General features: G+C 52.4%; 16 protein-coding genes. 7 read left to right on the top strand and 9 right to left on the bottom strand.

Features of this window, described 5'->3' with window-relative positions; genetic code table 11:
• Positions 1-53: 53 nt before the first annotated feature.
• Genes bcsB through CWS43_RS14465 form a run of 4 tightly spaced genes read right to left on the bottom strand, consistent with a single transcriptional unit; the run spans position 54 to position 6243 of the window.
• A complete protein-coding gene (gene bcsB, locus CWS43_RS14480) occupies positions 54-2540 on the bottom strand; it encodes a cellulose biosynthesis cyclic di-GMP-binding regulatory protein BcsB (protein ID WP_101077712.1) in 2487 nt (828 codons plus the stop codon).
• The gene (gene bcsA / locus CWS43_RS14475; RefSeq protein WP_101077710.1) at positions 2537-4636 is read right to left on the bottom strand and encodes a UDP-forming cellulose synthase catalytic subunit; all 2100 of its coding nucleotides are present in this window, start codon (positions 4634-4636) and stop codon (positions 2537-2539) included. Before bcsA ends, bcsB begins: the two co-directional genes overlap by 4 nt.
• A gap of 30 nt (positions 4637-4666) precedes the next feature.
• Complete coding sequence (gene bcsQ / locus CWS43_RS14470) at positions 4667-5470, bottom strand: cellulose biosynthesis protein BcsQ (RefSeq protein ID WP_101077708.1); 804 nt, start codon at positions 5468-5470, stop codon at positions 4667-4669.
• Positions 5461-6243: a cellulose biosynthesis protein BcsO gene (locus CWS43_RS14465; RefSeq protein ID WP_101077707.1), complete on the bottom strand. Its 783-nt coding sequence runs from the start codon at positions 6241-6243 to the stop codon at positions 5461-5463. The genes bcsQ and CWS43_RS14465 overlap by 10 nt, the downstream gene beginning before the upstream one ends.
• Before the next feature lie 558 nt (positions 6244-6801).
• Here CWS43_RS14465 and hmsP point away from each other — a divergent pair.
• The 3 genes from hmsP (at position 6802) to CWS43_RS14445 (ending at position 12145) form a co-directional block, all read left to right on the top strand.
• On the top strand, positions 6802-8784 hold the full coding sequence (hmsP, locus tag CWS43_RS14455) for a biofilm formation regulator HmsP (RefSeq protein WP_101077703.1): 1983 nt from the start codon (positions 6802-6804) through the stop codon (positions 8782-8784).
• Between the two features lie 233 nt (positions 8785-9017).
• Positions 9018-10310 (top strand): dicarboxylate/amino acid:cation symporter, encoded by a 1293-nt coding sequence (locus tag CWS43_RS14450; RefSeq protein WP_101077701.1) that lies wholly within the window; start codon positions 9018-9020, stop codon positions 10308-10310.
• 317 nt (positions 10311-10627) lie between these two features.
• On the top strand, positions 10628-12145 hold the full coding sequence (locus tag CWS43_RS14445) for a pitrilysin family protein (RefSeq protein WP_101077699.1): 1518 nt from the start codon (positions 10628-10630) through the stop codon (positions 12143-12145).
• A gap of 702 nt (positions 12146-12847) precedes the next feature.
• Here the strand turns inward: CWS43_RS14445 and CWS43_RS14440 are convergent.
• Both CWS43_RS14440 and CWS43_RS14435 read right to left on the bottom strand, forming a co-directional pair.
• Complete coding sequence (locus CWS43_RS14440; RefSeq protein WP_101077697.1) at positions 12848-13786, bottom strand: sugar kinase; 939 nt, start codon at positions 13784-13786, stop codon at positions 12848-12850.
• Between the two features lie 205 nt (positions 13787-13991).
• Positions 13992-14195: a 2-hydroxymuconate tautomerase family protein gene (locus CWS43_RS14435; RefSeq protein WP_101077695.1), complete on the bottom strand. Its 204-nt coding sequence runs from the start codon at positions 14193-14195 to the stop codon at positions 13992-13994.
• Positions 14196-14472: 277 nt separating this feature from the next.
• Here CWS43_RS14435 and pdeH point away from each other — a divergent pair, with 277 nt between their 5' ends.
• The 4 genes from pdeH to CWS43_RS14415 all read left to right on the top strand — a co-directional run bounded on the left by pdeH (position 14473) and on the right by CWS43_RS14415 (position 18313).
• A complete protein-coding gene (pdeH, locus tag CWS43_RS14430) occupies positions 14473-15249 on the top strand; it encodes a cyclic-guanylate-specific phosphodiesterase (protein WP_101077693.1) in 777 nt (258 codons plus the stop codon).
• A 212-nt stretch (positions 15250-15461) separates the two neighbouring features.
• Positions 15462-17516: an AsmA family protein gene (locus tag CWS43_RS14425; protein ID WP_101077691.1), complete on the top strand. Its 2055-nt coding sequence runs from the start codon at positions 15462-15464 to the stop codon at positions 17514-17516.
• A gap of 78 nt (positions 17517-17594) precedes the next feature.
• A complete protein-coding gene (locus CWS43_RS14420; RefSeq protein ID WP_101077689.1) occupies positions 17595-17906 on the top strand; it encodes a type II toxin-antitoxin system HigB family toxin in 312 nt (103 codons plus the stop codon).
• Positions 17903-18313, top strand: a complete 411-nt coding sequence (locus CWS43_RS14415) for a type II toxin-antitoxin system HigA family antitoxin (protein ID WP_101077687.1) — start codon at positions 17903-17905, stop codon at positions 18311-18313. Before CWS43_RS14420 ends, CWS43_RS14415 begins: the two co-directional genes overlap by 4 nt.
• A gap of 13 nt (positions 18314-18326) precedes the next feature.
• Here the strand turns inward: CWS43_RS14415 and CWS43_RS14410 are convergent, their stop codons facing one another.
• The 3 genes from CWS43_RS14410 to yhjD all read right to left on the bottom strand — a co-directional run bounded on the left by CWS43_RS14410 (position 18327) and on the right by yhjD (position 21892).
• The gene (locus CWS43_RS14410) at positions 18327-19097 is read right to left on the bottom strand and encodes a CDP-diacylglycerol diphosphatase (protein WP_101077685.1); all 771 of its coding nucleotides are present in this window, start codon (positions 19095-19097) and stop codon (positions 18327-18329) included.
• Between the two features lie 60 nt (positions 19098-19157).
• Positions 19158-20480, bottom strand: coding sequence for an MFS transporter (locus CWS43_RS14405; protein ID WP_101077684.1), 1323 nt, complete (start codon positions 20478-20480; stop codon positions 19158-19160).
• Between the two features lie 287 nt (positions 20481-20767).
• Positions 20768-21892, bottom strand: coding sequence for an inner membrane protein YhjD (gene yhjD, locus CWS43_RS14400; RefSeq protein WP_101077682.1), 1125 nt, complete (start codon positions 21890-21892; stop codon positions 20768-20770).
• Between the last annotated feature and the right edge of the window lie 2 nt (positions 21893-21894).

Raw genomic sequence — 21894 nt, 5'->3', positions numbered from 1 at the left:
GTCGCCCGTCACCGGGGCGATCTTCATTGTTTTTGTTATAAAGCCGACGCTTTTCATTTCTGGCCCAGACGTTTAGCCGCATGGCGGCGCAGGACCACAAACAGACTCAGACCGATTACCAAAGAAACCAGCGTGGCAATTAATGCCAGGATCACGATGTGTGTGCTGGCATACCAGACCACCATCATGTACCACGGCATTTGCCCGGTCGGGAATTGCTGGCCGACGGAGAAACTGCGGATACCGTTTTCATCCGTAATGATAGCCAGATCGCCACGCACGTTGGCGTTGATTCTTGGTGATTTCAGGTCGTTATGAATCTTCAATAATTGCTGATCGTCCGTGCCGGTTGCCACGACAACAACGTGATCGCCAGACCAGCGCGAACGGTAGCTGACAAAGCCGCGCCATGCCCCGGTCGAAGACAGGTAGCGGTCCGCATCCACCGGCTGGCGATACCAGTCGCCGGTCAGCCAGGCGACGATGCGCTGAACCTGAGTTGGCGTCTTCACCCCCATCGAACCCGCGTTGACGCTGAACGGAGAATCCGCGAGCAACTGCTGATTGAAGGCGGTATCGCCAAGCGTAGTGACGGCCAGAATATCGCGGTCAAACAACGGATTATTTTGCTCATCCCCTTTCAGGCCAAAGGCGACCTGTACGTGATTCACCGGCACACCTGTCGCTTTCCCCGCGCGGGCGGCCAGATTCAGCAGCGTGTGGATTTCATCCGATGTTGGCGTTTCAGGCAGCAGCATCAGGGTGTCTGAGAAATCAGCCAGTTTGGAGTACGGATAAGACGCACCGACGAAATACGACAGGTTCGGCAACTGGGCAAAGTGGTAACTTCCGCTCAGGTCGATGAAGGATTTCGGATCAATACGGCTTTTAATGTTGTCGCTGGTCAGAATGCTGCAAGGCGCATCTTTTTTCGGCTTGATGTCGAAATAGAATTGCAGCTGGTTATCACCATAAATCAGGTACGGCGCAAGCTGAATGGTGTAGCTTTCCTGACGGCTGTCACCGCCGAGGCGACGCCAGATATTCTCCACCAGACCGACTTTGTTCACGGTCAGGCTGCGCAGATAGTTGCTGTTGATGGAAACATTGAGCCTTGAGTTGTCTTCATCAATCCAGTTTTCGGTCGGGAAACGGTAATCAATGTGCACGGGGATGTTATGCCCGTCCCACATGAACAAGTCAGGTGCGGCACGGAATGCCACCTGGATACCATCGTGATAAATCCCGTTGGAAATCAGAGAATCCGGATCTTTGCCTGCCAGTTCGCCCAGGGTGACCGGGCGTGACGTGTCAATCCAGCGCGGTGCGTCATAGGGTTTGCTCGACGGAATGGTTTGCTGAGCGACATCCAGATGAGCGACGTTGTTTGGCATTCCGCCGCTGATCAGGCGGTAAGCGGCCTGACGAAGCTCGTTATCGTCGTTGCCTAACACCAGCAGCAATTTATAAACCGGGTTAATCGGGTTATCGATAATTTGAATTGAGGCGCCGTTGCTGGCAGGCAGGGTCAGAGAACCGATTTTATCCCCTGGCTTACCAAACAGAATGCCGTTCTTATCCGGCAGGTCGTTCAAAATGACCGGGAAATCGACGTTGCGATAATCGGACAACATGCCGAGATAAGAAGAGAACATCGCCGCAGCGCTGACATCCCCTGGCTTCATCGATGCAGAGAATCCCATGGTGATTTTGGATTCCTGCATTTGCAGGCCGTCAAAGAACGGACGCGGGAAATTGCCCAAATTGAGGCCAATATTCAGCTGCTGGCCTTCCAGACCAATGCTGGTGGTCGGCAAAATTGTGACCCAATACTTATCCGACTGATCTTTCTCGCAGGTCATTGTGTTGCTGTCATGCACGCGAAAGCTCAGGTTGTTGTTTGAGACCACCATCGCAGACGGGATATCCAGATCATAGACATCGCCGCCGTTGCTGCTCTGATTCAGCGGCAAGTTGCCCAGCGGCTGGCCGTTCAGCATCAGTTCGAGCGTGGTATCCCTGGCAATCAGCGCCGGGGAGATTTTCAGTGCCAGCGAGAGGTGTGCATTGGTTACCACTTCGTCCGCTGGCAGGGTGAAGATGATCCCTGACTGTAACTGTCCGCCGCTCAGCGTGACTCCGTTCGGCTGGCCCATTTCGGCCACCGTGACATTGGTGGTGACTGGCTGAACCAGCGGTATCACCGGCGCAGGGGCGGCTGTCGGGTCAGCACCCGGGGTGACCGGTATCGTGCCGCTGTTATTGACCGGTGTGGTATCGGCCTGCGGTGCATCGCCTGCAGAAACTGGCGCAGCGGCGGGTGCCGCCTCCCCAGGCATTGGCGTAACAGGCGGCAGCCATGACGGTGCAGCTGGCAGGCTGGTGGCCGGATCGACCGCTGGCGCAGGCGTTTCTTCAGCGTGAGTCAATGGCAGGCTGCTGAATGTCAGCAACAAGCCAGTGGTGATATTTTTGAGCAGGGACGCGCCCGGCACCGCAGATAAACGGCGCTTCAATGTTTGTTTACGTGGTCGATTCATGCTGCTTCACTCTTGCTGGTGGCGTCAGCGGGTTTATTTTTGGCACGGCGCTCTTTCCAGGTGTTGTAGAACAGCTCAAACACACAACGGATAATACTGGCCAGTGATTTGAACGGGTTATCCGGCGGATACTCTTCGCCAATCCAGGCGTCCGCACGGCATAACACAACGCGCACAAGTTCACGGCGTTTCGACAGCGGCAGGTTTTCAAATTGCAGACGAATGCGCTCTTTGTTGCCGCTAATCTGTGTCACAGGGAAGCTCTCAGCGCCCGATGAAAGCTGGATTTCTACTTCTTCAATTTCTTCTTCCAGATAACGCACATCTGGCGTCACCAGTTGCACGCCGCCCATCGACATATCAATGGTCTTCGTGCGCAGCGAAATTCCGTTGGCGTAGTGAATAATGGCCGGGATTGCCACATCAATACGGATGGTTTTACGCACCTGGCGGGTTTCTTTCGCCACGGCGATCGCCGCCAGCAAAATCAGGACGCTGAAGCTGCCCCATGCCACATTCAGTGCGATAACGTTCGGATCAATCGCAAAATAATTATGGAATACAGCGCGCACGACACCATAGCCAATACCGATAATCATCAGGATGGCGACAATCAGATGGGGTTTAACGATGTTGAAGTCAAAGAAGCCGACATCAAGCAGACCGCCTTTGTCTGTCACGTTGAACTTGCCGCGTTTTGGCGCGAGCAGGGTCACAATCGTTGGCAGGATAAGGTGGAACGCCATCACGGTTTCGTAGATTTCACCCCAGAACGTGTAACGGAAGCGACCGTTCATGCGGGAGTTGATGTACAGAGACATCACCAGATGCGGCAGCGCATAAGCAAAAATCAGGCTGGCCGATGAGGAAATGATATTCAGGTTGAACAGCAGGAACGCCAGCGGAGCCGTCAGGAAAACCACGCGCGGGAGGCCAAACTGGAAGTGCAGCATGGCGTTGAGATAACACAAACGTTGCTGCCACTTCAGGCCACGGCCAAATAACGGATTATCAACACGGAAAATCTGCGTCATACCACGTGCCCAGCGGGTACGCTGAATAACGTGCAGGCCGAGACGCTCTGTTGCCAGGCCAGCGGCCAGCGGGATATCCAGAAACGCGGTGTTCCAGCCACGACGCTGCATTTTCAGCGCCGAGTGCGCGTCTTCTGTCACCGTTTCAACGGCAAAGCCGCCTACTTCTTCAAGCGCAACGCGGCGGATTACCGCACAGGAACCACAGAAGAATGTGGCGTTCCAGTTATCGTTACCCTGCTGAACCGGGCCGTAGAATAACGCACCTTCGTTAGGCATCGTACGGCCAGCGGAAAGGTTACGTTCGAACGGATCCGGTGAATAAAAGTAGTGTGGCGTCTGAATCAGGGCCAGACGGGGATCCTTCAGGAAACTGCCGACAGTCGCCTGCAAAAATGCGCGGGTGGCGACGTGGTCACAGTCAAATACGCAAATCAGCTCGCCTTTAGTGAGTTTCATCGCATGGTTCAGGTTACCGGCTTTAGCATGGGCATTGTTATCACGGGTGATGTAACCCACGCCCGCATCGGCGGAGAACACGGCAAATTCGTCTCGCTTACCGTCATCCAGCACATATATTTTGATTTTATCTTTCGGATAATCGATACATTGCGCCGCCAGAACGGTATCGCGCACCACATCCAGGCTTTCGTTGTAAGACGGAATATACACATCAACCGTTGGCCACAGACTGGTGTCATCCGGCAAAGGTTCGATAGTGCGTTTCAGTGGCCAGGTGGTTTGCAGATAGCCCAGTAATAAAATAACCCAGACATACAGTTCGGCGAGGAATAACCCAATCCCTAAGATGGCTTCTATGGTTGAATTAAAATGCAACGTTTCTGTCGCTCGCCAGTAAATATAACGTGTCGACATTATTATGGACATAATGACCATGACCACACTAATACGACGGTTTTTGCTGATGCCGAGCAGGAATAAAAGCCCAATACTGATCAGGCCAAAAATGTACTGTTTCTGGCTGTCCATTGGGGTGATTATGATGACTGCTGCCACCGGCAGCAGCAGAAGCACAAGTAAGGAAAATAGGAATTTATTCATCGCTTTTGGGGTCGCTGTTAACAGTGATAGTTAATAACTGCCAGATTTAGGTGCGGCGTGTAATTCACCATCACCGACTTTAATCCCTAAAATGGCGGCGACTTTCTTGCTGATCAGTTCAATATCAAATGCGGAAGCAGATACCGGACTGAAATCAATAATAGAGCGCTGTGAGGCGTTGGCCTCTGGCACGCATTCATCCCTGTGGATTGTGCCTAATAATCTTTCGTTTAAACGCTGTTCGAAAAATTGAGTGACGTCGCGGCTTAATGTCCGGCGTGTGTCACTTTGGTTGACGACGTAATATTCACCCTTCTTATTATTAAGAGGCGTACCAATTAATTTATTTTTTTCCATTAACGGCAATAAAGATAATGACGCCGTATCGGCCAGCATGACGACAACATGCAAATCGGCAATGGCCTGAACGGCTTTGAGTGCCGGACTTGGGCCAGGAGGAAAATCAGCGATAATAATTAAACCCGGATAATTTAGGACGGTATTTAATCCGCGCTGTAAAAAATGCGGATCGCTGGCTAACTGATGTTCGAATTCCAGCCGCTGATCTTCAGAGACTTCACCGTAAGGTAATACGAACGTATTGGAGCCTGCCTTGAGAATAAACTGGCTCCAGTCAGATTCATTACCTGAACCGGCAACAAAACCACGGGTATCAGAAATAGGCACACCGAAATGAAGGCGAAGGGCGTTCTGCACATCAAAGTCGATGACCAGTACTTTGCTGCCACTGCGGGCGAGCGAGTAGGCCAGGTTGGAGGCCACCGTGGTTTTTCCTACTCCACCTTTCGGTGAACAAACGCAAACTAACGGCATGAGGCAATCATCTCTAACAATGGTTGAAGCGGTGTGTCGCGATGTAAGTAAGCATTGGCAGGCTGTGGAGCCCGTTGCTTAAACATCTGTTTAAAGCGCTGTTCAGTATCAGCAGGTGCCACGGGCACCGGGGTGCGTGCAGGCGCTGAGCTGTAGGCCGGTGCGGTGTTTTGCACAGGCTGGCTGCGAACCGGCGCAGATTGTTGTGCCGCTGGCCGTGCCTGGACGGGTTGTTGTGGTGCTTCAGGCATCGCTTTACGCAGCGAATCGAGCAGGCCCGCACCGCTGTCAGGGATGACCGATTGTGCGTGCAGCGTTGGCGCTGTGTGAACAGGCTGATGTTGTACGGGTTGTACAGGTCGCACTGGCTCTGGCGCAGGTTGAGCGGCGACTGGCGGCAGTGTTTCACGCAGCGCATCCAGCAAACCGAAACCGGCTGCCGGAGGGGGAACTTCTGACGACAGCGGCGTGTTTTGCACCTGCGTTATGGACGAGGCCGCCGGTGGCTGTGGCTCGTGGTTTTCAGACACTGGCCGTGCAGCAGAAAGCGAAAACTCATCCGCTGAAATGGACTGAGGCGTGGGTTGTGTCGAGCGACCGTTATCAAGCGGCCCGGCGAGTTCTTCGCTGGCTGATACTTGTTTAATTAACGTCCACTGGTTCATGGAACCGGTAATGGATTCACCCGTTGTTTTTTCATTAAGCTCTTTATAATCAAGCTGTTCTACCTTCGTCTTATCCATAAAACGTTTAATATCATCATATTTATTCATAAATCCCGCCCGGTAGGATTATATATATCGGTGTTTTCTGGACGTCAAAACGACCTGGGACGGTCGCTAACAAAGAGTGTGAAAAGTTTAATTTTATTAAAGTTTTTTGTGGGAATGAGACTCTTCTTAATATATCAGTTCTTTTACAGCATAGAGCACTTTTTACAAAAAATAGGATTTTCCGCATAAAAAACAGGGGCTGTATAACTCACTGCCATAAAAGGTTTTTAACATTGTTTTGCTGTATATTTGCCTTAATGCAGACGAATTGTTTGTGTTTTGTGTGATGCATAGCACACTAACTTCATTAGTGGCGCTGAAGTCAGGATGTTCTTATATTACGGGTTATCCGGTTACGCCTGATAATGTATGTTTTCCGTAAGTTAAATAACGTAATTAATATTCAGTGTAGATTCCTGTTCGGGAAACGTGTTGTTTTTTATAGCCAAAACGCCGTGTTTAGCCTCGAAATAACGCGTTATAAGGTATACTGCGCAGAAGTGCTGCTCCTGTTAAGGTGGGCGGGTAAATCGGGTTGGTGGTTTATGGAGAATTAAGTTGCGGGTCAGGCGTTCATTAACGATCAAACAAATGGCAGCGGTATCCAGTATTGCTGCAATTACCATTTGTATCTTTATCGTCATCCAGCTGTTTCATTTTGTACAGCAACGGAGGGACGACTACGCCCAGCAACTTGAAAACATTGCACATTCCGTGAGAGAGCCTTTGTCGCAAGCGGTGCTGGATGTCGATCTGGAAGAGACACAGGATATCCTTAACACACTGCAACCGGTGGGTATTCTTAGCCGCGCTGACGTGGTGATGCCAAACCAGATTGCCGCGTTGCATACGCATTTCCCGCCTGGCCGGCCAGTGCCCCGGTGGGTTATCCGTGGCTTCAATTTGCCGGTCACGATTTCAGTCCCTCTTTATTCCGCTGCCGCAAGCCCTAAAGCCCCTAAACCGCTGGCTTATCTGGTCCTTCAGGCCGATTCCTACCGGATGTATCAGTTCATCGTCAGCGCTTTATCAACCATGCTGACGACTTACCTGCTGCTGGCGCTTATCCTGACCATTTCATTGAGTTGGATTATTAACCGGCTGATTGTTAAGCCCTTACGAACCATTGCCAGTGAGCTGGAATCCCTGCCGGAAAGTGATGTGGCTTATCATCAGTTAGGTATGCCGGAAGGTCACGAGGACGATGAAATTGGCATGCTGGTCCGTAGTTACAACCGCAACCAGCAGCAACTGGAAAAACTACAGCAAAATATCAATGATGTGCTTCTGCCTGCGGAAAACAGCCTGAATAATGAAGAGCAGTTTATGCAGCGCCTGCAACACCGGCTGAATTCTCCGGAACCGGAAAAAGGCTTCCATCTGCTGTTGATCGGCATAGAAAGCCTGCGTGATGACGGCCACGTAGATTGTCCGCTGGTGTCTTCGATTATGGAGGTACTGCCGGAGAATTGCCTGATGGCGCGTTTGAGCTATAACGAATTTGCATTACTGGCAGGTGATATTCCGCGGCCCTTTATGGCGATGCGGCTGGCAAGAAAGGTCATGGAGCGTATTAATGCGCCGCAGACCAGCGATGCCGGTAACATGTCATTACATCCGACGGGCAGTATCGGCATTGTTCAGTACACGGGAGAAACGCCGTCAAGTGCGTCTCAACTGATGTCCAATGCGCGGGCGGCCAGAGTGTCGGCTTATCAGCAGGGCAAAAATCAGATCCTGTTCTTTGAGCCGGAACTGACAGAAAAGATCCAGAAACGTTTATTGCAGGAAAACGACATTCTGCACGCAATGGAACAGAACGATTTCACGTTGTTTATTCAGCCGCAGGTCAATATGGAGACCGGCGCGGTAGTCGGTGCCGAAGCGCTTCTGCGCCGAAAAATGGCGGACGGCCGCTACGGCCTGGAAAGTGATTTCATTATCCTTGCTGAAGAAATTGGTGTCATGAGCCTGCTGGGATACAAGATCCTGGAGCTGGGCTGCCAGATTCTGGCGGATTGGCAACAGCGCGGTATTGCGCTGCCGTTATCGGTCAATCTCTCCGGTGCTCAGGTGCAGCAGCGTAATTTCCTGCCGGAACTGCGCAGCCTGCTGAGCCGCTACAAAATTAATCCGGGCCAGCTGGTTTTGGAAATTACCGAAACGGCGCGGATTGAAGATCTCGATCGCGCCCTTTTGTTGCTCAGTGAACTGCGTGCGGTCGGTGTTTCTATTGAACTGGATGATTTTGGTTTGGGGTATTCAGGTCTGGAATATCTCAACCGTCTGCGCTCTTTGCCCATTGATGTGATCAAAATTGACCGCAGTTTTGTCAGCGTTCTGCCACAGGATGAAGTCATGGTGAATATTGTGGCGTCGATTGCCCGCGCGATGGACATTCAGCTGGTTGCGGAAGGGGTAGAAACGCAGGCGCAGCGCTTGTGGTTACTGAAAGAAAATATTCAGCTCGGGCAGGGGTATTTATTTTCTGCTCCGCTGTCGAAAAAAGAATTCGAGCAGAAATTCTGCCAGCCTTTATGAGCCCGTCTGCGGCAGGAAACACTTTCCTGTCTGCCATTTCCCCGTGATTTTTACTTTTTTTACTTTCTTAATTCCTGGCTGAATGCTTTCCGCTCTGGTTTTTCATGAGTCGTCATTGCAGAGGGAAACAAAATATTTCCATCATGTTGTGTTGGTGTTACCTACACGTTGTCGCCTCATTACCTTTGAACGAACAAAACAAAGGGCGATGCAATCACATCAGGATGGTTATCATGAAAAAATCTCTCTTCAGGAGCCTGTATTTTCAGGTTCTTTTGGCAATTACCGTGGGTGTGCTGCTGGGGCATTTCTACCCGGACATCGGCGCACAAATGAAACCGTTAGGTGATGGTTTTGTTAAATTAATCAAAATGATCATCGCGCCGGTTATTTTCTGTACTGTCGTCACCGGCATTGCGGGCATGGAAAGCATGAAGGCGGTTGGCCGTACTGGTGCGATTGCGCTGCTCTATTTTGAAATCGTCAGTACGCTGGCATTGATTATCGGGCTGGTGATTGTGAATATCGTCCAGCCGGGTGCAGGAATGAACGTCGACCCGGCTGCGCTGGATGCCAAGGCCGTGGCGGTTTACGCCGAACAGGCGCAGAGCCAGGGCATTATCCCGTTCCTGCTCGATGTTATTCCGTCGAGTGTGATCGGAGCCTTTGCCAGCGGTAATATTTTGCAGGTGCTGCTGTTTGCCGTGCTGTTTGGTTTTGCGCTGCACCGCCTTGGCCATAAAGGTCAGTTGATTTTCAACGTCATTGAAAGCTTCTCGCAGGTCATTTTCGGCATCATCAATATGATCATGCGTCTCGCGCCGTTAGGGGCATTCGGGGCGATGGCGTTCACGATTGGTAAATATGGCGTCGGTTCTCTGGTGCAGCTCGGCCAGCTAATTCTGTGCTTCTACCTGACCTGTATTCTGTTCGTCGTGGTGGTTCTCGGGCTTATCGCGCGCTTCACCGGTTTCAGCATCTTCAAATTTGTTAACTACATTAAAGAAGAACTGCTGATTGTTCTCGGAACATCTTCTTCAGAATCTGCTTTGCCACGGATGCTGGACAAGATGGAACGCCTGGGCTGTAAGAAATCGGTCGTCGGCCTGGTCATTCCGACCGGCTACTCTTTCAACCTGGACGGTACCTCGATTTACCTGACCATGGCGGCGGTCTTTATCGCGCAGGCGACCAATACGCATATGGATATCTGGCATCAAATCACCCTGATTGTGGTTCTGCTGTTGTCGTCAAAAGGGGCAGCGGGCGTGACCGGCAGTGGTTTCATCGTTCTGGCCGCAACGCTGTCTGCCGTTGGCCATTTACCGGTTGCCGGGCTTGCGCTGATTCTGGGTATTGATCGCTTTATGTCAGAAGCCCGTGCGCTGACTAATCTGGTCGGTAATGGCGTCGCCACTATCGTTGTGGCTAAGTGGTGTGATCAGCTCGATGAAGGGCAATTAAAAGCGACATTAAACGGCCAGAAAGGGCTGACAGAAGCCGAGAAGTCAGCTTCAGGTTTCTGAGTAATGGCCGTTGAGTGGATGAAAATATCGCGAAAGACATCAATAAACGCATTTATTTAGCCTCAATCTCTCCTAATAACCACCGGTTACTTGATGTAACCGGTGGATTATCTTCATAATATGTCCCATCAGGCGTCTCATCCGCCGCTATTTTCCAGAATATTTTCTCAGACGGCGTGACATTGCGAAAAATACGCGGTCTAACGAAGGGCTATATTTTCCGTCCTTAACATACGCATTCAGTTCCTGTGGGCGAGTCGACCGACACCGGCAGGACAGCAAATTGAAAATTAGAGAGTCATTACGTAGGGGTTCACATGCAGGGCACCAAAATTCGGTTACTCATTGGTGGATTGCTGCTGGCAGCAGCCGCAAGTCATGTGCAAGCAGAAGCATTACAACCTGACCCTGCCTGGCAGCAGGGAAAACTGGACAATGGATTTACCTGGCAGTTGCTGACCACGCCGCAACGCCCGAGTGATCGCATTGAATTACGTCTGGTGGTGCGCACCGGATCGCTGGCAGAATCGGCCCAGCAAACGGGCTACGCCCATTTCCTTCCCCGTCTGGCACTGATGCACAGCGAAGGGTTCAGCACGTCTCAGTTACAATCTTTATGGCAGCAAAGCATTAATCCGCAGCGTCCGTTGCCACCGGCCGTCAGCTCGTATGATTTCACGATGTATAACCTGAGCCTGCCGAATAATCGCCCCGAACTTCTGAAAGATGCGCTGAACTGGCTGGCGAACACGGCAGGTAAAGTTTCTGTAACGCCTGCGCTGGTGAGTGCCGCACGGCAGGAGCCGCAGGATCCTGTCGGTTCATTGCCTCAAAATACGCAAGATGCCTGGTGGCGTGCCCGTGTTGCCGGCTCAACGCTGGTGGGACATAGCCCGGATCAACTGCCGGCTAAACCGATCAATATTGAAGCGCTGACCAAGTTTTATCATCAGTGGTATACGCCAGATGCGATGACACTGTTTGTCGTGGGCAATGTTGACAGCCGTGCTCTGGGTGAACAAATCAACCGGATATTCTCGCCGCTGAAAGGCAACCGCCAGACGCCACAAACGTTGCCGACGTTGTCTGAAGTCACCTCCAAATCCATGACGATGATGGACGGGAATCTGACGCAGGATCGTCTCTCATTAATGTGGGATAACGCGTGGCAGCCGATTCAGGATTCACAGGCGCTGGCCGCATACTGGCGCAGCGATTTAGCCCGCGAAGCGCTGTTCTGGCATTTACAGGAACAGCTGAAAGATGCCTTTGAAAGCAAAAAAGATGCAACAGTACCGGGCCCGGGACTGGGTTTTGACTGTAACGTGCAGTATCAGCGCGCGCAGTGTGCTATCCGCATTGAAGCGCCACAGGCCAAACTGGCAGAATTGTTTAAGCGTCTGTCGGAAGAGCTACTGACCGTCCGCGATAAAGGGATTTCGCAGGCTGAGTTTGATGCACTGATTGCGCAAAAGAACGATCAGCTGAGCAAACTTTTCGCGACTTACGCCCGTACAGACACTGATGTGCTGATGAGCCAGCGTTTACGTTCACAGCAAAACGGTGTTGTGGATATTGCCCCTGAGCAGTATCAGCAGTTGCGTCAGCAATTCCTCACCACGCTGACCTTGCCGGTATTGAATCAGGAACTCAAACAGCAGTTATCGCGGGATCCGGCATTGCTTGTGGCACAGCCTAAGGGTGAGCCGGAGCTGAATGCGGGTGAGCTGAGAGCCATCTACGATAAAATTATGGCGCCAGTGGAGACCGCTCCGGCGGGGGATACCCCGGCGGGTGAAGTGCCAGCGGCTTCGGCGGCAGCGACTGCTCAATAAGGGTTGGGCCCTTATTTATCCTCGTTTTAAGATGGAGAAAGTTTCGGTTTTTCAATTGCGGTGACCGCTTAGCTTGTTGCGCCGAAACCGACCAAGAGAGGGAAGTGCGGTCCCTCTCTTGGATCTCTCCCCGCTTTTTTCAACACGCGCTATCGCTCGCTGGCTATGTTTCAGCCACGGCAGTTATTGCCGCGAAATCTTGCCGCTACGCGGTTCCCTTGCTCGGTTTCGAGCCATAGGTCTCGAAACACTTCGCTCGGCAAGCTTTCTGAAAGCGGCCGGAGGCTTATCTAAATTCAACAGCATTCTGTTTTCTTGCTTAACTTCAGGCGAGAAGATTCACTCGTTTTATAATTAACATTCAGTAGTGAGGTTGCGAATTAGAAAGTTTGTGGCCGCTTTCAAAACGACGTCGAGTGAGTGGTGAGAAACAGCGAGAGTGTTTTTTCGAGCAGGTTCGAACCCGAAGTGAGAGTACCGCGCAGCGGCGGAGTTTGCGGCACTAGCAGGCGTTTCTGAAACATAGCCAGCGAGCGATAGCGCGCAGTAAAAAAGACGTGGAGATTCCAAAGAGGCCCCGTCCTGGGCCTCTTTGGTCGGTTTCGGCGCAGTGCGTCAAGTGATCACCGCAATTGAAAAACCGAAATCTTCTCGGTCCAGCCATTTGCTGCAAGCGCCCCCCGCTGGCAAGCGAAAACCGCCTTATGCCCGGTTTGGCATAAACTCCACCGGGATAATCGCCCCGCGATGCTGAATCACTGTACTCGCCGTCTCATGCCCGCGCACGGCGGCTTCTACTGCGGTTCCGCCGGTCAGACGCACAGCCAGATATCCGGCGCTGAACGAATCGCCCGCCGCAGTGGTATCAATCACTTTCTCTTTCGGCAACTTCACCGCAGGCACGTCGTGCAGATCGCCTTCAGCGCTGGAGACGATACAACTGTCGGCTCCACGTTTAACCACCACTTCGCTGACGCCCAGCGCATGAGTGCGCGCGATGACTTCGTCATACGGCTTTTTGCCCCATAACATGTCTTCGTCGTCCAGAGTCAGGAAGGCGATATCGGTGCAGGAAAGCATCGCGTTGTACGCAGCCTGAGTTTGCTCTTTGCTGGCCCACAGGCGCGGACGGTAGTTGTTGTCGAAAATGACTTTCCCGCCGCGTGAACGGCAGGCCTGTAGCAGTGTCATCAGGCGTTTGCGGCTTTCATCGTTAAGGATCGCCAGGCTGATACCGCTCAGGTACAGATAATCAAACTCTGCCAGCTTCTGGCAAATCTCTTCGGATTGCGGGCTGTCGAGCCAGTAGCGCGCAGCGGCGTCATTACGCCAGTAATAGAAAGTGCGCTCGCCGGTGCTGTCCGTTTCAATCACATACAGACCCGGCAGTTTGTTTTCAAGACGCTGTGTCAGCGAGGTGTGGACACCTTCCTGCTGCCACGCTTCCAGCATTTCATTGCTGAAACTGTCGTTGCCGAGTGCCGTCACGTAGTGCACGTTCAGCGCTTCAGGCGAAACCTGGCGGGAAATATAAACAGACGTGTTTAGCGTGTCGCCACCAAAACCACGGTGAAGGGCATCGCCTTTCTGAGACAATTCGATCATGCATTCGCCGATAACGGCAATATTTTTGCTGGTCATTGTACCTGGCCTATGTCTGAAGCAATAAAACGAAAGGAAAGAAAAGACCGTCATTATTGCGCTCTAGTCTCTTCATAAGAATGCGGTCAGTCAAATAAATTAAAACGAGGTTTTATTTTTTTAGGCAGGAAGCGAAAAAATGAAATAAAAGGAGGGTAAAAGTGGAAGCAGCAGAACTTCCACCTGGGGTATCACTGTGGGGAGGTTACTGGCTTTCCTGACGCAGTTCGGTCACCGGCCGGCCACCAATGCCCCAGTTATCGGTATCGACTTCATCAATGACCACGACCGTGGTGGCCGGATTTTTACCCAGCGTCTCGACCAGCAGCTGAGTTACGCCGGCGATGAGCGCTTTTTTCTGTTCTGCGGTCGCGCCTTCGCGGGTGATTTTGATATTGACGTAGGGCATTTTTTTCTCCGTATCGGGTTAGCAAAAGGGAAACAATCTGAGGCCAGATCCCCACTGTAGAAGCTGATGAAAAGAACCGCCAGCCGGCCTTTTTGGTTTTTTATGCGGGCAGAGTGGCGAGAAATGCGGAGTGATTAAAGTTTCCCCGCGCAGCGCCGATAGATATCTCTACTAACGAAAGCCAGGAAATCGGGCTACTAATCACATTGTAGTCACGCAACACATGTTGCCGCATGTCCCCTGATGATCTGATTCTTATTCATGACGGCAGAAAAATATGATAACTAAGATGATGTTAGGGCTGATTACGCCTTCTTTTACCGCGATTGAGCGCGTAAAAGCACAGTCTTACTGGCGTCAGTGTCAGAGAGTGTATCGTTTTCAACCTATTTACCGCACCACAGGAAAACTGTTGGGAATTGAATTGCTGACCGGGGTTTTTCACCCGTCGAATCCGCATAAATTCATTTCACCTGAAGAATATTTTGTCGCGATCGCGGTGGGTAAGCGCCTGCAAATCGTGCAGGAACAGCTCGACCTGCTGCAGCGCTGGCAGAATCTGTTCGTCGAACATGAGTTACTGGCTTCTATTAACGTTGATGGCCAGGTGTTGGAAATGCTGCAATCTGACAGCGCGCTGCGTGCGCAAATCAGTGCGATGCCTTACGTCCGTTTCGAACTGGTTGAAAGCGCTGAGAATGCGCTGAGTATTCCGCTGTCGCAAATCGAGCAATCGGACCGGTTGTGGCTCGATGATTTTGGTCAGGGGATTGCCAACTTCTCTTCTTTCACGACCTGGCATTACGAATACATCAAAATCGCCCGCGATTTGTTTATTCTGTTGGGTCAGAGCGACGAAGGATCGAGGCTGTTCTATACGCTGGTGACATTGATGAATCGCTACAGTAAGGGCGTGATCATCGAAGGTGTTGAGACTGCCGCGGAATGGGCCATGGTTTGCAACTCAGATGCGCTCGCCGCACAGGGGTATTATCTGGCCCGTCCGGCCATGTTTGATGGCCTGGATAATCTGCCAATACATTTCAAAGGGTAATGAATCACACCTTACCCGCTGAGGCAAACTCTCAAAGTGCCTGGCGAGTTGATGTGGTGTGATGCATTATCATCATGCTGATTTTAAAGATTTTACTGACGTCTCTTCCCTACGCATTTTCCCTTCAGGTGCAGGCCGTTTCCGGCAAGCTGTGACGAATTCAACTATGGTTAAACCTTGGGACTCGTTAACCGTCTGAAAGGAACAGCGTTATGACGCGCACAGGTAAAGTGATCTCCTGGGTTGCAGGTGTGATTGTTATTCTGTTGATTGCCATCGTGATTTTCATCGCGATGTTCGACTGGAACCGCCTCAAACCCACCATTAACCAAAAAGTCAGCACCGAGCTGAACCGGCAATTCGCCATACGTGGTGATCTGGGCGTGGACTGGTCGCGTCAAAAAGATGAAACAGGCTGGCGGGCCTGGGTGCCGTGGCCGCATATCCATGCGGAAGATATCGTGCTTGGAAACCCTTCCGACGTTCAGACCGGCGAAAAAGACGCACAGATGGTGAAACTCGCCCGCGTCGATGCCAGCATTGCGCCGCTCGCGCTGCTGCATAAAGAAGTGCTGATCCCCACTCTCTGGCTGAAACAGCCGGATGCCTCTCTGCTGCGTCTGGATAATGGTAAAAATAACTGGACGTTCAATCTCGCCAACAGCGACACCAAAGACCCGGCACAACCGCCGTCAGCCTGGTCATTTACCCTCAATGATATCGTGTTTGATCGCGGGCAGATTGACTACAAGGATGCCAAACTCAAAGCCGATTTCCGTGCGGTGATCGATCCGCTGGGTAAACCGCTGCCGTTTACGGAAGTGGTCGGCGATAAGAAAGATTCGCCGAAAACCAAAACCCCGCCTTATGTATTTGGCTGGAAAGTCGACGGTAAATACAACGGCGAATCCCTGTCGGGCAGCGGGAAAATTGGCGGAATGCTGGCGCTGAAAGACCCGGATGCACTGTTCCCGTTACAGGCGGATGTGCGTTCGGGAAAAACCCGCGTTGCCGTCGCCGGGACATTACAGGATCCGATGAATCTCGGCGGTCTGGATTTACGCCTGAAATTCTCCGGGCAGACGCTGTCTGATTTGTACGGTCTGACCGGCGTCCTGCTGCCGCAAACCCCGCCGTATTCTACCGACGGCCATTTGTCGGCGACATTGCACGGGAAGAACGGCGCAATTTACCGCTATCAGAACTTTAACGGCGAGATTGGCGACAGCGATATTCACGGCTCGCTGACGTATCAGGCCAGCAAGCCGAGACCGAAACTGACCGGTGACGTGGTGTCCAAACAGCTGCGCTTTGCCGATCTGGCGCCGCTTATCGGAGCCGATTCCAATACGGATAAAGCGAAGCGCGGCGAGACGACCCGCCAGCCTGCCGATAAAGTGCTGCCGGTTGAGAAGTTTGATACCAAAAGCTGGCGCGTGATGGATGCGGATGTGAAATTTAGCGCGAACCGCATTGAGCATGGTAAATCCCTGCCGCTCAGCGATTTAAGTACGCACCTCAAACTGACCGACGGCGAAATTCTGCTCGACCCTCTGCGCTTTGGCGTGGCGGGCGGTAACCTCAATTCCACCATCCGGCTGGAAGGCGACAAATCGCCGATGCAGGCGCGTGCCGATATTCATGCACGTAAGCTGAAACTGAAACAGTTGCTGCCGAGCGTACAATCGATGGAGCGCAGCCTGGGTGATCTCAATGGCGATGCAACGCTGACCGGCACCGGGAATTCTGTGGCGGCATTGCTCGGCACCAGCAACGGCGACATGAAAATTCTCATCAATGACGGCGTGATCAGCCGTGGTCTGATGGAACTGGCCGGGCTGAACGTGGGGAACTACGTGGTCAGCAAACTGTTCGGCGATGATGAAGTCGCGATTAATTGCGCCGCCGCCAACGTGAACGTCAGGAACGGACTGGTGACGCCGCGACTGTTTGTGTTCGATACCGAGAACGCGGTGATTAACATTACCGGGAACACCAATATGGCGACGGAACGGCTGGATTTGTCGATCAATCCGGAAAGCAAGGGCGTGCGTATTCTGACGCTGCGTTCACCGCTGTATGTGCGCGGCACCTACAAAAATCCGGACGCCGGTGTCAAACCCGGCCCGCTGATCGCCCGTGGTGCCGCTGCGGTCGCTCTCGGCGCGGTCGTCGCCCCGGCCGCTGCGTTGCTCGCACTGATTTCCCCAAGCGACAACGAAGAAAACCAGTGCGGCCCGATATTGCAGCAGATGAAAGAGAAGTAATTGAGTTGAAGTTGCCATCTTGGCAACCTGGTATTGCCGTGTTACGCTGTTGCCAGGTTGTCAACTTATGGAACAAAAATGCATCTGATTACAATGCGGGCCTTAGCTGAAGCCGCAGTACGTTTTCCGCAGTATAAAGCGGACTTACTGAGCCTCGGGAAGGTCATCGAGAAAGGGAATTTTCCAAATCCGGCGGCGCTCAGGAAGGTTTATCCCTCGCTGGATAACTTCAAATATCTGGATAAACATTATGTTATCAACATCGCAAGAAACGACGTCAGAGTCATTGCGTTGATCTTCTTCGAGAGCCAAAAGTTTTACGTTAAAGGGGTTTATACCCACACTGAGTATGATCGTTTTACCGATTTGCACCGGGGTAAAAAGAAATGATTAATGAAGCCATTAAAGCGACTGAGGCGTTAGTCAGCGCCGTGCCTTTGCTGGGGGATAACGCCAGTGAACAGGATTATCAGGAAGCGCTGGAACTGGTTGAGTACCTGCTGATGAACAACCCGACCAGTCCTTTACTCGATATTGTCAGCAATAAAATCACGGCTTATGAAAATACGCTTCCGGAAGTCATTGCCTTTCGGGAAGAGATGGAAGCCCTGCCGGGCGGCGTTGCCGTTCTTGCCACGCTGATGGATCAGTACGGCTTAAAGCAGAGTGACTTTGCCGATGAAATTGGCGGGAAATCGCTGGTATCGCGCATTTTACGCGGAGAACGCAAGCTAACCGTCGAACATATCGGCAAGCTTGCGGCCCGTTTTGGTATTTCTCCCGCGCTGTTTATTTGATTAAAAGCTCGATTCAGGAAACCGGCACCGGATCCAGTACCGCGCAGTTATGGTCCTGGATTTCCTCGGTCGAGGCGTTATTCAGCTTCAGTAAATCGCGCTCGCTGGCGAGCAGCAGGAAATCACCGTTTTGCAGGCTGACCATGGCCATGCCAAAGTGGCCCATTTTCTTATCGGCTTGCGGAACACCCTCGGCAAGAATTCGGAAAGCGCCTTTCTCATTGAGCTCGGCGGGCGTCACTTTACGCGCCAGATAGGTGTGTCCCAGCAGTTTGTCCGGCAGTTCCTGCCAGTTGTATCCCATCTGCGCGCCATCTTTGCTTAGCGTGGTTTTTACCTGCGGCAACAGACAGGAAATATGGATATGCAGCTGATTCTGCGAACGGCCGTACTGTGAATTAATCGCCAGCGAGATATTGCTGTCATCAATTGGTTTGCCGTATTTATCCGCCATAAAATGCCGGGCATTCCAGGCCTGGTTGAAGAAGTTCGGCGTTGCCGGTTCCAGCAGCGCCGGGCTTTCCATTCCGGTGATCCGCGCGGTGGGCATCAGCAAATATTGCAGCGGGCCGTTCAGATCTTTTAACACCACAAATCCCTGTTGTTCATCCACCTGCGCGCAGGGATCGGGTTTGCCCGTGCTGTGCTGATTCGGCACACATTTTTTGCTGATGATGTTCCACAGGGCATTGGGATTGGAAGAATGGGGCCAGAAATACCAGAAAGCGGCGGCAATGAGGATAAGCAGGAGCAGGGCAGGCAAAACTAATCGTCGTAAACGCATAAGAAACCTTCGCAGAAGGCACCGTGCCGGGTGCAATACCGGGCACGGTGTCCGGATCAGTTACAGTGACTGATGGGCGGTTTCTTTGGACAGCAGCAGCGCGATCAGCGTCAGCGTTGCCATAAAGGCCAGATAAACGCCCACATAGAACAACCCGTAATGAGTTGCCAGCCAGGTGGCGATGTACGGCGCGACGGACGCACCCAGTATCGAAGACACATTATAGGAGAAGGACGCGCCGGTATAGCGGACTTCTGTCGGGAACAGTTCCGGCAGCAGCGCGCCCATCGGACCAAACGTCAGCCCCATCACCATAAAGCCGCACAGCAGGAAGACCATCACCAGCGCCTGCGAGCCTGAACCGAGAATGGTCGGGAAGCACAGTGCGAAAACAATCATCAGCAAGGTAATACAGATCATCGTTTTACGGCGGCCAAATTTATCCGCTAACTGACCGGCAACCGGCACCATCACGCCGAAACCGACCACGCCAATCATCAGCATCAGCAGGAATTCGTTACGCGGAATGCCCAGACCGACGGGCTGCGCCGTTGTGCCGTAACCCAGTGAATACACGGTCATGATGTAGAACAGCGTATACGTCGCCACCATGGTGAACGTGCCGAGAATTGTCGCTTTTTTGTATTTAGTGAACAGCGTGCCGATCGGCACTTTCACCTGTTTACCGGCTTTGGCAATTTTGGCAAAGACCGGTGTTTCGTGCAGGGAAACACGCACGTAGAGGCCAACCAGCACCAGCACGGCAGAAAGCAGGAAAGGCACACGCCAGCCCCAGGAAATAAACTGTTCGTCGGTCAGCAGCCATGACAGCAGCAGGAACATCCCGTTAGCAAAGAAGAAGCCAATCGGTGCGCCAAGCTGCGGGAAGGAACCGTACAGCGCGCGTTTTTTCGGTGGCGCATTCTCTGTCGCGAGCAATGCCGCACCGCCCCATTCGCCGCCCAGACCGAGCCCCTGACCAAAACGCGCCAGTGCCAGCAACATCGGTGCGAAAACACCAATCGTGGCATAAGTCGGCAGCAGGCCGATCACAACGGTGGACACGCCCATGGTCAGCAGGGAAGCGACGAGCGTCACTTTACGTCCGACGCGGTCGCCAAAGTGGCCGAACAGCGCAGAACCGATTGGGCGCGCAACAAAGGCGATCGCGAAAGTGGCGAGCGACTGTAGCGTGGCGGCCGTCGGGTCGCCCTGCGGGAAGAAAATATGCGGGAACACGATCACCGCAGCGGTGGCATAAATGTAAAAGTCGAAAAACTCGATGGCCGTCCCGATCAGCGACGCAACGATGACTTTTCCGCGTGAGTTCTGATTCACCAGGCTGGCGTCAGCTTCTAATTCTTGAGCGATGGAGGCTTGCATAAGTGTTTCTTATTTGTTGTTGATGAAATAGAGGGTTTGTAAATAAATGTGTGGTGAAAGGGCATCTTATGCACAGCCAGACGGGTTTTCAACGAGGGATAAATGTTCAAAAACGGATTTTTGGGCGGGATCGGGGGATTCTTTTCTAGCGCCGCCTGTTCGCAAATCATAAGTTTGCCCAATGGAACAAATTCAGAGTAACTGACTGCAAAACCGTGAAATAAAAGTACGGCCATTAGTCAGTTATTCTGGTTTTAAGGGCGGCGAGAAGCGTTATTTGGTGTTATTCACTGCTTTTTGACTTCATTTTTAGAATTAACGGCGGTTATATGCATTTCATCTGGCACGATGAGATCGTCAGGTGTGTATTCACTGTCGTTTCCCGACGCTGTTTTAGCCGATTTTGCGCTCTTTTTCCCATGATCGGGCATTACCGGGTCATCTTTGTATTTCGCGGTGGCAATCCACGCCGCAACAAACAACGTCAGGCGGGCGAAGAAATAGAAGAACGCCATCAGGCCGATCACCGACCCGAACGCCGCGCCGGAAGGCGAGGTGGCCAGTTTCGGCAGCGTCATCGTCATCACAAACTTGATCACCTCAAAGCCAATCGCCGCCAGTAGCGTGCCGCGCAGCAGGGCTTTCTTGCGCGGTTTGTGGCGCGGCAGCATCCAGAAAATCCACAGGAACAAGAGATAGTTGGCCGCAATGGAAATCACCAGCGTAATGCTGGTCATCACCGGCCTCAGCCAGTCGATGCCCCCAAGCCCCAGCGCATCTACAATGGTTTTTTGCGCCGCACCGGCGATGGACGTCAGCGACAACGTGATAATCAGCGCCAGCACCAGCCCTGTCAGTGAAATAAAATCGCGGATGTAGCGGCGATAAATCTTCTCCTGATCCTGCGGGTTACGCTCCCAGACGTCACGCGACTGTGCGCGGATCGCCTCGCGCAGATTGCCCATCCAGCTGATGCCGGAGTACAGCGCAATCAGCAGGCCGGATAGCCCGACGGCGGTACGTTGCTGAATGGCCGTATTGACGGTGCTTTTCAGCGTATTTGCCAGATTCGGGTCGCTGATGCTGTTGACGATTTTATTGATGAGCCCGGCCAGCAGATCCGGATTGGACGCCAGCACGAAACCCACGGCGGCGAATGAAACCATCAAAATCGGGATCAGCGAGAGGAACGAGAAATAGGTAATCGCCGCGCCAAACTGGCTGCCAAGGCGGTCGTTAAAACGCTCTGTGGCACGCAGAAGATGCGCGACCCAGCCCCAGGACTGAACGTATTCCACCAGCCGTGAGAATCTGCCGATGTTTTTGTCCACCGTCGGATTGCCGGTTTTGATGTTAATCAGCGGTGTCTGTTTTTCCTGCGCAGCGGGTTCTTGTCTGGAAGTGATGGGCATTG

The organism is Rahnella sp. AA, from assembly GCF_002834385.1.
Taxonomy (GTDB): Bacteria; Pseudomonadota; Gammaproteobacteria; order Enterobacterales; family Enterobacteriaceae; genus Rahnella.
Note: the sequence above shows the minus strand (reverse complement) of the source record. Positions and strands in the feature narration are given on the sequence as shown.

Coding starts and splice junctions, on each gene's coding strand:
- bcsB (WP_101077712.1), bottom strand. CDS start 2,540: ATGAATCGACCACGTAAACAAACATTGAAGCGCCGTTTATCTGCGGTG.
- bcsA (WP_101077710.1), bottom strand. CDS start 4,636: ATGAATAAATTCCTATTTTCCTTACTTGTGCTTCTGCTGCTGCCGGTG.
- bcsQ (WP_101077708.1), bottom strand. CDS start 5,470: ATGCCGTTAGTTTGCGTTTGTTCACCGAAAGGTGGAGTAGGAAAAACC.
- CWS43_RS14465 (WP_101077707.1), bottom strand. CDS start 6,243: ATGAATAAATATGATGATATTAAACGTTTTATGGATAAGACGAAGGTA.
- CWS43_RS14450 (WP_101077701.1), top strand. CDS start 9,018: ATGAAAAAATCTCTCTTCAGGAGCCTGTATTTTCAGGTTCTTTTGGCA.
- CWS43_RS14445 (WP_101077699.1), top strand. CDS start 10,628: ATGCAGGGCACCAAAATTCGGTTACTCATTGGTGGATTGCTGCTGGCA.
- CWS43_RS14440 (WP_101077697.1), bottom strand. CDS start 13,786: ATGACCAGCAAAAATATTGCCGTTATCGGCGAATGCATGATCGAATTG.
- CWS43_RS14435 (WP_101077695.1), bottom strand. CDS start 14,195: ATGCCCTACGTCAATATCAAAATCACCCGCGAAGGCGCGACCGCAGAA.
- pdeH (WP_101077693.1), top strand. CDS start 14,473: ATGATAACTAAGATGATGTTAGGGCTGATTACGCCTTCTTTTACCGCG.
- CWS43_RS14425 (WP_101077691.1), top strand. CDS start 15,462: ATGACGCGCACAGGTAAAGTGATCTCCTGGGTTGCAGGTGTGATTGTT.
- CWS43_RS14420 (WP_101077689.1), top strand. CDS start 17,595: ATGCATCTGATTACAATGCGGGCCTTAGCTGAAGCCGCAGTACGTTTT.
- CWS43_RS14415 (WP_101077687.1), top strand. CDS start 17,903: ATGATTAATGAAGCCATTAAAGCGACTGAGGCGTTAGTCAGCGCCGTG.
- CWS43_RS14410 (WP_101077685.1), bottom strand. CDS start 19,097: ATGCGTTTACGACGATTAGTTTTGCCTGCCCTGCTCCTGCTTATCCTC.
- CWS43_RS14405 (WP_101077684.1), bottom strand. CDS start 20,480: ATGCAAGCCTCCATCGCTCAAGAATTAGAAGCTGACGCCAGCCTGGTG.
- yhjD (WP_101077682.1), bottom strand. CDS start 21,892: ATGCCCATCACTTCCAGACAAGAACCCGCTGCGCAGGAAAAACAGACA.